Source organism: Natronomonas sp. (assembly GCF_046710025.1).
In the GTDB taxonomy this organism is placed as follows: domain Archaea; phylum Halobacteriota; class Halobacteria; order Halobacteriales; family Haloarculaceae; genus Natronomonas.
This window is the reverse complement of sequence record NZ_JBKEGK010000114.1, coordinates 1-8,178: the sequence shown is the minus strand read 5'-3', so window position 1 is coordinate 8,178 and position 8,178 is coordinate 1. Positions and strand designations below refer to the sequence as shown.

The window sequence follows — 8,178 nt, the reverse complement described above, 5'->3', positions numbered from 1 at the left end:
CCTCGAGAACGTCGACGTCGACGCCGGCACAGAAGGGTTGGTTTTCGATCGACTCCTCGATGGCGCGCCCGAGGCTCGCGGCGCTCCCCGGCGAGACGGGCGTGCCCGCGAACTGGTGATAGAGGCTCCCAAACTTTATTCCCGCCTCGAAGCAGGCCGTCTGTGGGGTCGTCGGTTCCATGCGTTTCGTTGGGGTGGCGGCCACTAATCGGTTCGCAACGCGACCGCGCTGGGGTCGACGAGCACGGATCGGATCGACGCGGCGTTCCGGCGAGAAAATACGGCAAAGCAGTCGCTATCGGCCGGAGTGAAACGAAGACACAAACTGGTCGTTGTCGGCCGAAAAAAGAGAGAACGTGTCGCGGGACGCCCGTTGGCTCGTCCTCAGTCGTCGGCAGGCGCGGCGTCGCTGCCGCCCTCGGCCTGCTTTTTCGTGTGCGAAAGCTTGCCACCGTCGGCGAGGATCTGTCGCTCGCGTTCGGAGGCGTCGAGGTGGCCGGTGAGTTCCCAGTCGTCGTTGACGCGGACGGTGAACTCCTCTTGACCGGAGCGGACGGCGTCGGCGACGTCGTCGACGATCTCGATGTCGTCGCCCTGCTCGATTTGCTCGTAGTCGTCCTCGTCGATCTCCAGCGGGATGAGACCGAAGTTGAACAGGTTCGCCTTGTGAATGCGGGCGAAACTCTGTGCGAGGACGCCCTCGACACCGAGGTACATCGGACACAGCGCCGCGTGCTCGCGTGAGGAGCCCTGGCCGTAGTTCTCGCCGGCGACGAGGAAGCCGCCGTCGGAATCGAGCGCGCGCTGGGCGAAGTTCTCGTCGACGCGGCTGAGGGTGAACTCCGAGAGCTTCGGGATGTTCGACCGGTACATCAGGATGTCCTGGGTCGCCGGGATGATGTGGTCGGTCGTGATGTTGTCCTCCATCTTCAGGAGGGTGGGGCCGGCGATGTCCGTGCCCATCTCGTCTTTCAGGGGCACGTCGCCGATGTTCGGACCCTTGATGAGTTCGTCGTCGACGGCCTCGTCGGGCGCGATGATGTCGGGGTCCTCCTGACCCATCCCGTCGCTGTATTTCGTTCCCATCTCGAACTCGGGGGCCTCGAGGTCGCCGAGTTCGTCGGCGAGATCCCGGGGATCGACGATCTCGCCGGCGATCGCGGCCGCGGTGGCGACCTCGGGCGAGCACAGGTAGACGTTGTCGTCCTCGATGCCGGAGCGGCCCTCGAAGTTCCGGTTGAAGGTCCGCAGCGAGACCGAGTCGGAGCCGGGCACGTGGCCGATACCGATGCAGGCACCGCAGGTCGCCTCGGAGAAGTTGACGCCGGCCGCCATCATCTCGGCGGTCCAGCCCTCGCGGGCGAGCATCTCGGAGGCCTGTTTCGAACCGGGCGCGACGATCATCTCGGTCTTCCGGTCGACCGTGCGGTCTTCGAGCATCTTCGCGCCGGGGAGGATGTCCTCGTAGGCGCCGTTCGTACAGGAGCCGATGATGACCTGCTCGACGTCTTCTCCGGCGACTTCGCTGACGGGCACGACCTTGTCGGGCATCGACGGGCAGGCGATGAGCGGTTCGAGCTCCGAGAGGTCGACCGTGATCTGGTCGGCGTACTCGGCGTCCTCGTCCGGCGAGAGGTCGACGTAGTCGTCCTCGCGACCGATCCGCGAGAGCCAGTCTTTCGTCTTTTCGTCGGTCGGGAAGATCGAGGAGGTCGCGCCGAGTTCCGTGCCGAGGTTCGTGATCGTCGTCCGCTCGGGAACGGTCAGCGACTCGACGCCGGGACCGGTGTACTCGAAGATCTTGCCGACGCCGCCCTTGACGGTCAGTTCGCCGAGCAGGTGCAGCGCGATGTCCTTTGCGGTGGCCCACTCGGGGAGCTCGCCCTCGAGGTGGACGTTGACGACTTCCGGCATCTCGATGTAGTAGGCACCGCCGCCCATGGCGACGGAGACGTCGAGGCCGCCGGAGCCGATCGCAAGCTGGCCAAGGCCGCCGGGCGTCGGCGTGTGGCTGTCCGATCCGAGGAGCGTCTTGCCGGGCGCGGCAAAGTTCTCTTTGTGGACGTTGTGACAGATGCCGTTACCGGGGCGGCTGTAGTAGGCACCGAACGTCCCTGCGGCGCTTCGGAGGAAGCGGTGATCGTCGGTGTTCTTAAAGTCGAACTGGTAGGTCTGGTGATCACAGTACTGTGCGGCAAGTTCGGTCTGGACCTCGTCCAAGCCGAGCGCCTCGAACTGCAGCCAGACGAGTGTGCCGGTGGTGTCCTGTGTGAGGACCTGATCGATCTCGATACCGATCTCCTCGCCCGTCTCGAGGTCGCCTTCGACGAGGTGATCGTCAAGAATCTTCTCGGTGAGTGTCTGTCCCATATCATCCGCAAATCGCGTGTCCATAGATATAAATCCGGCGAGTTTCGCCCCGCGTCGGCTGGTTTGGCCGCTTTCGACCGGCCGAAACGTGTGTTTTCGTCTACTGATCGGCTACTATCCCCAACAAACGTTTAGAATTTGGTCAGGCGAGTCGCGAGAAGGCGAGGTTACCGCTCGTGCTCTCGACGTAGATGTCGACGACGTCGCCCTCCTCAGCGCCCGGGACGAAGATCGTGTAATCGCCACGGTGGGCGACCCCGTCGCCCTTGCGTCCGGTGTCGGTCACCTTCACGGTGTAGGTGTTGCCGGTCTCGACGTCATCCTCGGCTCCCTGAGAGTCGTCCGCCCGCGTGCTCTTCGAGACAGGGCGGAACGCACCACAGGCGTCACACCGCAACATGAGGTTGCGGTTCTCCTGAACGAGACGTGTGTCCGGAAGACCACACTCGCTACAGCGGACGTATTCCTCGGTGTAGTCGTCGACGACCCGCTCGAAGTCGCGATCGTCGAAGTTACCGTTGTACCGGCCGACGCCCTCGGAGAGCTTTCCGGAGGTCGCAAGGGTCTGTTGGACGAACCGATGGACGTGGTCCGACTCGCGATTCAGCGCATCCGCGACCGCATCGAGATTCGTAAACCGCGTGAACGCGCCGTCGGTTTGTGCGACTGCGTCGGGGACCGAGAGCCGATCGCCCGCCGAGCCGATGTCGGGGACGGCTTCCAGCGCCCGATCGAGGCTGGCTTCATATTCCATACTGGATCGAGGGGCGTGGACGGTAAATGCGTTCCGAGAACGTCGTGACGTCGTGGCGCTTGGGGGTGACCATCACGTCCGCATGGCCGCATCGAGCGTGAACCGGCCCTCGTACAGCGCCGTCCCGACGACGACGGCCGAGGCCCCGAGGTCTTCAATTGCCCGCACGTCCTCGAGCGTCGAGACCCCGCCGCTGGCCACGACAGGGATGTCGACCGAATCGACGACCGCCTCGACGGGATCGCGCCGGATCCCCTCAAGTTGCCCCTCCACGTCGACGTCGGTAAAGAGGATTGCGCCCGCGCCCTCGGACTCGTATCTGGCGGCCGCCTCAGCGGGGTCGAGACCCGTGCCTTCGGTCCACCCCGACACCACGACCTCGCCGTCCTTCGCGTCAAGGCTTACCACCACGCTCTCGGGAAATGCCGCGTCGATTTCGCCGACGATCTCGGGGGTCTCGACGGCGGCCGTCCCCAGAATGACCCGGTCGACACCGGCCTCGAGCAGCCCGATCGCGTCCTCGGCGGTCCGGATACCGCCGCCGAGTTGGACGTCGACATCGACCGCCTCGACGATCGACTCGACGGCGGCGGCGTTGGCGCGTTCGCCGTCGAACGCGCCGTCGAGGTCGACGAGGTGGATCGTTCGCGCGCCCGCCTCGACCCACCGTTCGGCCGCCTCGACCGGGTCGCCGTACGTCCTGCCGGTGTCGCGTTCGCCGCCGACGAGTTGGACGACCTGTCCGTCCTGCATGTCGACCGCCGGGACGACTTCGAATGAGGGGAACACGGCTATCCGAGAGGTCCGAAGCGACAAAAACGTACCCGTTAGACCGGCAGGTGCTGCCGCGGTGTCGAGTGCGATGTCCGGTACGGCGACGGCGGGTCAGTGGGTGCCGGCCGGCACGTTACTATTCGGTACCTCCGGCAGGGCCCCCGATAACAGCAAAGTTCAACACACCGGAGGCATAATGATTCAATCGATGCCAACCGTAGAATATCTCAACTACGAAGTACTGGACGACCACGGCTGGGGCATGGACGACGAGGACCTCTTCGAGAACGCGGCCGACGCCGGCCTCGGCGATGAGGACTACGGTGAACTCGATGTCGCCGAGGGCGAGTACATCCTCGAAGCGGCCGAGGCACAGGGCTACGACTGGCCCTTCTCGTGTCGTGCTGGCGCGTGTGCGAACTGCGCGGCCATCGTCAAGGAGGGCGAGATTGACATGGATATGCAGCAGATCCTCTCCGACGAGGAAGTCGAAGAGGAGATGGTCCGACTGACTTGTATCGGCAGCCCGGCAGCCGACGAGGTCCGGATCGTCTACAACGCCAAGCATCTCGACTACCTCCAGAACCGCGTCATCTAGAAAATAGCGTACAACGTGGATTAAACAGATGAACCGTATCCCGGGATCGCGCGGCCACCGATCCTCGGGAACTCTCCGCCATTAGACCATCTAATGGCTATTCTACGCTGAGACTTGGACTGCAAACAGAACCAGGTGTCGCTTTCAGCCGTGAGCTGCGTGTGAGCTAATTAACGGCGTTCAACGGTCGTTAAACAGACGCGGGCCTTTGGAGGGGTAAAGACCGTTCAGACCACCCGTTTCCGGCCTGAACCAACTCTTTCCAACCGGTTTCTCTTTCAGCGTTATCGCGTGTAGAACGGACTGTTCCCCTCGTGGTCAATCGGACAGTGTCTCAACGAGATCGTCAACCGTAAAGAGACCGAGGTCGTCCCGCTCCTCGGCTGCTTCCTCCAGTGACGACGCGAACCCGCTTCGGCTGAACAGTGCGTACTCGTAGTTCACGTCGCCGTCGGTCGGCGACCACTCGACTTCGGGTGCCTCCTGTTCGAGTTGGGCCAGGACGTCGTACCCCATCGGTTGTTGCTGGAACTTCGCTTCCCCGACCAGTAACGTGTCGCCGTTCGTCGGGGCCACGATATCGATCTCGCGTCCGTCGGTGTCCCACCACCGATCCGGGACTTCCGTGAACGTGTACACGTCCCCGTACTCGTAGAGAACTGCCCGCTGACAGAGTCGTTCAAACGACGAGCTGACGAAGTCCGGGAGATGCGGCTCGACGAGTTCGTCGTACGCATCCGCCCCGAATACTTCGTACCGAGACGAGCGACCGTGGACGAACCGGAACCAGAACGCGAACAGTTGATCCCGGATTCGATACCGGCTATTCCGGCTCCGGGACGGGTCAACGGTGACCGGATACTCCTGCTCGATTATCTGGAGTTCCCGTAGACGCGAGAGATAGTAACTCGCGCTGTTCGCATTGATACCGGCGGCCTGGATGATCTCGTTTCGCTTGTGGTTCCCCTCGGCCATCGCTTTCAGAACGGCGAAATACCGGTCCACTTCGTCCAGTTCCCGGTACAGGACATCCTCGGGTTCCTCGTGGAGACCGCCATCACGGAGTAGCAAGGTTTCGGTAATGTTCCCCTGTAGTGACTGCGTGTCGTCCACGGCCCTGAGGTACTCCGGTGTCCCCCCGAACACGCCGTAGGCGATTACCTGTTCGGCTGGCGCGTAGTTCGGGAAGAACTCCATCGCGGCAGCGAACGGGAGCGGGCCGATTTCGAGTTTCCCGTTCGGCCGTTTGGAGAGACGGCCGTACAGCGGTGAACTCCCGTCGAGCGCTATCTTGTGTATCATCCCGATTGCCGAGCCAGTCAGCACGAAGGTCGCAGCCGTATCTTCGACGTTGTGATCCCAGAGCCGCTGAACGAGAGAGGGGAGCGCTTCGTTTTCGTCTACGAGGTACGGGAATTCGTCGAGGATCACAATTGCGTCCTGTTCAGCGAGATACGTGAGAACGTTCTCCCAGTCCCTCCGAATCCGATTGACTCCCGGGAACACCGTTGCAGCATCAGCGATAAAGGAGTCTAGTTGCTGCTCCGTTGTTCCGTGTGCAGCCTGATGGTACACCGCGTCGTCACGGTCTTGGATAGATTTGACGACGAGTGCTGTCTTTCCCATCCGCCGACGTCCGTAGACGACGCTCAACTTCGCAGAGTCACTCTTGTATAACTTGTGGAGTCTGTCGAGTTCCTGTTCTCGGTTGACGAAGGCAGCCATGCTCTCACCTTCGGCTCACCAGCACATAAAAGATGTATATAGCGTAGTCCAAACTATCGTAGTTCAAGCTACGGTAGTTGAGACCACGATGCTCCAGCGGATGCGAGCACGACAGCAAAAAGAACCGCGTCATCTGAGCCGCTGGCTCACTAACAATACTGATTTTTTATGCCCAATGGCCGACAGCCGCGGCTGCTGACACCGATCGGCCCCAGATGATCGTCACCGAGTACCGGGGCAATTAACCGCCCGAGCGCCGTTCGACCTGACGATGACCCGAACGCAGGGACAGTTGGCGGCGCTGTCGCGGTTCGTCTTCCGGGCCCCCGACTGGTCGACGAGCCTGTTTTTGACGCTACTCGTGGCCGCGATCGTCGGGGTCGCCGCCTTCGATACGGGATTTTTTCTCGACGCCGCCTATTTCGGGATGCTCTACGTCGGGGTGCCGACCGTCGTCGCCGCGTTTCTCACTGCCCCGGTCGATCGACTGCTCGGCGGGCGGTTCACCTACAACCGCTCGGCGCTTTTGGCGTTTATTTGTGAGTTGGTCGTTGTCACTGTTCTGCTCGTGGCGGCCGTGGCGGCAGCCGTTACCGGCGTCGGCCAGCCGTTCGTCCTCGACGCGTTGCTCGTTGCGCTCGCCTCGATCTTCGCGCTCCGGCTGTTCGTCATCATCGCGGTCTCGCGCCGCTCGTTGCTGGTAGCGGCGGTGCCCGCGAGTATCCAGACCGCCGTCGCAACGGCGTTCGTCGCCGCCTACGACGGGGGCACGAACTACCTCCTGTTGCTGGCGCTGTGTGCCGTCTACGCGGCTGGCGTCTCACTTTTTATATTCGCCATCGATCGCCCCTGGCGTCGGAGCCTCGACGTGTCGGTGCTCGATTTCGTCCGTGGGTTTGTTGGCCACGTCGCGGAGGGATCGCGCGAACTTGAGACGTTCTTCGAGCAGGTCGGCGAGCAGGCGGTCGTCCCGGTCACGGTGCTCGCGATCCGTCGGCTCGACGGGACCGAAAAGGCGCGGTTCGTGCTCCCGATGGTCCACCCGGGGCCGATCGGCGAGATCGGCGGCGGGAACCTCCCCGAACGGATCGCAGCGGCGACCGACGGCCTCGGTTTTCCGCCACACGCGACCGCCGGCCACGATTTCAATCTCGTCTCCGAGCACGAGGTCGACACGCTTGTCGAGGCCGCCGGGACCGCCGCCGCCCGCATCGAGTACACCCGGAGCGCGACTCCGAGCCACCGCGAAACGGAGGGTGACTCGAAGTTCCTCGGGCAGGCGATCGGGGAAGATCAACTGCTTGTCGGCACCCACGCCCCGAAACCGGCCGACGACGTTGCGTTCTCCGTCGGGCTGTCGATCGCCGCCGAAGCGAGCGCCGCCGCCTCCGGGGACGTGATGCTCGTCGACGCCCACAACTGCAACGACGGGTTCGAGGGGTCGGCATTCCGGCACGTCACTCCTGGATCCCCCCGCTCATTCGACATGATCGAAGCCGCCGGGCGTCTCTCTGAGCGGCTCGCGGCGGCCGATCGGGGCGGGCTGTCAGTCGGTGTTGCACACGAGGACACCGAGTGGGGCCACGAGGACGGGATCGGCCCGCTCGGAATCCGCGCCGCGGTCTTCGAGGTCTGCGGCCATCGGACGGCCTACGTAGTGATCGACGGCAACAACGTGGACCCAGGGCTCAGAGAACGGCTCGTCGCGGCGGTCGACGCCGACAACGCCGAGGTGATGACGACCGACACCCACATCGTCACGACCGTCGAGGCGACGAACCAAGTCGGCGCGGCGATCGACCACGACCGCCTCGTGGAGACCGTCTCCCGACTGGTCGAGGAGGCGACCGCCGACCTCGAACCGGTTGCGGCGGGAATGGCGACCGAACGCGCCGAGGTGACCGTCTTCGGCAACGACCGGACCGAATCGCTCGCGGCGACGGCGAACGCGATGGTC

7 protein-coding genes are annotated in these 8,178 nt (G+C 63.5%); 2 read left to right on the top strand and 5 right to left on the bottom strand.

What is annotated here, in order from left to right; translation table 11 throughout:
• From ACI944_RS08855 to hisA, 4 genes are all read right to left on the bottom strand, one after another.
• Positions 1-181, bottom strand: a 181-nt coding sequence (locus ACI944_RS08855; protein ID WP_411718691.1) for a dihydroneopterin aldolase family protein, incomplete at its 3' end; no start/stop codon positions are given.
• Positions 182-384: 203 nt separating this feature from the next.
• The gene (locus ACI944_RS08850) at positions 385-2,370 is read right to left on the bottom strand and encodes an aconitate hydratase (protein WP_411718690.1); all 1,986 of its coding nucleotides are present in this window, start codon (positions 2,368-2,370) and stop codon (positions 385-387) included.
• 142 nt (positions 2,371-2,512) lie between these two features.
• The gene (locus ACI944_RS08845; RefSeq protein WP_411718689.1) at positions 2,513-3,124 is read right to left on the bottom strand and encodes a translation initiation factor IF-2 subunit beta; all 612 of its coding nucleotides are present in this window, start codon (positions 3,122-3,124) and stop codon (positions 2,513-2,515) included.
• A gap of 72 nt (positions 3,125-3,196) precedes the next feature.
• Entirely contained in the window at positions 3,197-3,913 is a 717-nt protein-coding gene (hisA, locus tag ACI944_RS08840; protein ID WP_411718688.1) for a 1-(5-phosphoribosyl)-5-[(5-phosphoribosylamino)methylideneamino]imidazole-4-carboxamide isomerase, read from the bottom strand.
• A 193-nt stretch (positions 3,914-4,106) separates the two neighbouring features.
• Between hisA and fer the strand changes: the two genes are divergently transcribed.
• Positions 4,107-4,496 (top strand): ferredoxin Fer, encoded by a 390-nt coding sequence (gene fer / locus ACI944_RS08835; protein WP_411718687.1) that lies wholly within the window; start codon positions 4,107-4,109, stop codon positions 4,494-4,496.
• A gap of 318 nt (positions 4,497-4,814) precedes the next feature.
• Here fer and ACI944_RS08830 read toward each other — a convergent pair whose 3' ends face one another.
• Entirely contained in the window at positions 4,815-6,221 is a 1,407-nt protein-coding gene (locus ACI944_RS08830; protein ID WP_411718686.1) for an ATP-binding protein, read from the bottom strand.
• A gap of 271 nt (positions 6,222-6,492) precedes the next feature.
• Here ACI944_RS08830 and ACI944_RS08825 point away from each other — a divergent pair.
• Positions 6,493-8,178 (top strand): DUF2070 family protein (locus ACI944_RS08825; RefSeq protein ID WP_411718685.1); only part of this gene is annotated, 1,686 nt, incomplete at its 3' end.

Bases quoted from the DNA above. Each gene is read 5' to 3' on its own strand.
- ACI944_RS08850 (WP_411718690.1), bottom strand. From the start codon at position 2,370: ATGGGACAGACACTCACCGAGAAGATTCTTGACGATCACCTCGTCGAA.
- ACI944_RS08845 (WP_411718689.1), bottom strand. From the start codon at position 3,124: ATGGAATATGAAGCCAGCCTCGATCGGGCGCTGGAAGCCGTCCCCGAC.
- fer (WP_411718687.1), top strand. From the start codon at position 4,107: ATGCCAACCGTAGAATATCTCAACTACGAAGTACTGGACGACCACGGC.
- ACI944_RS08830 (WP_411718686.1), bottom strand. From the start codon at position 6,221: ATGGCTGCCTTCGTCAACCGAGAACAGGAACTCGACAGACTCCACAAG.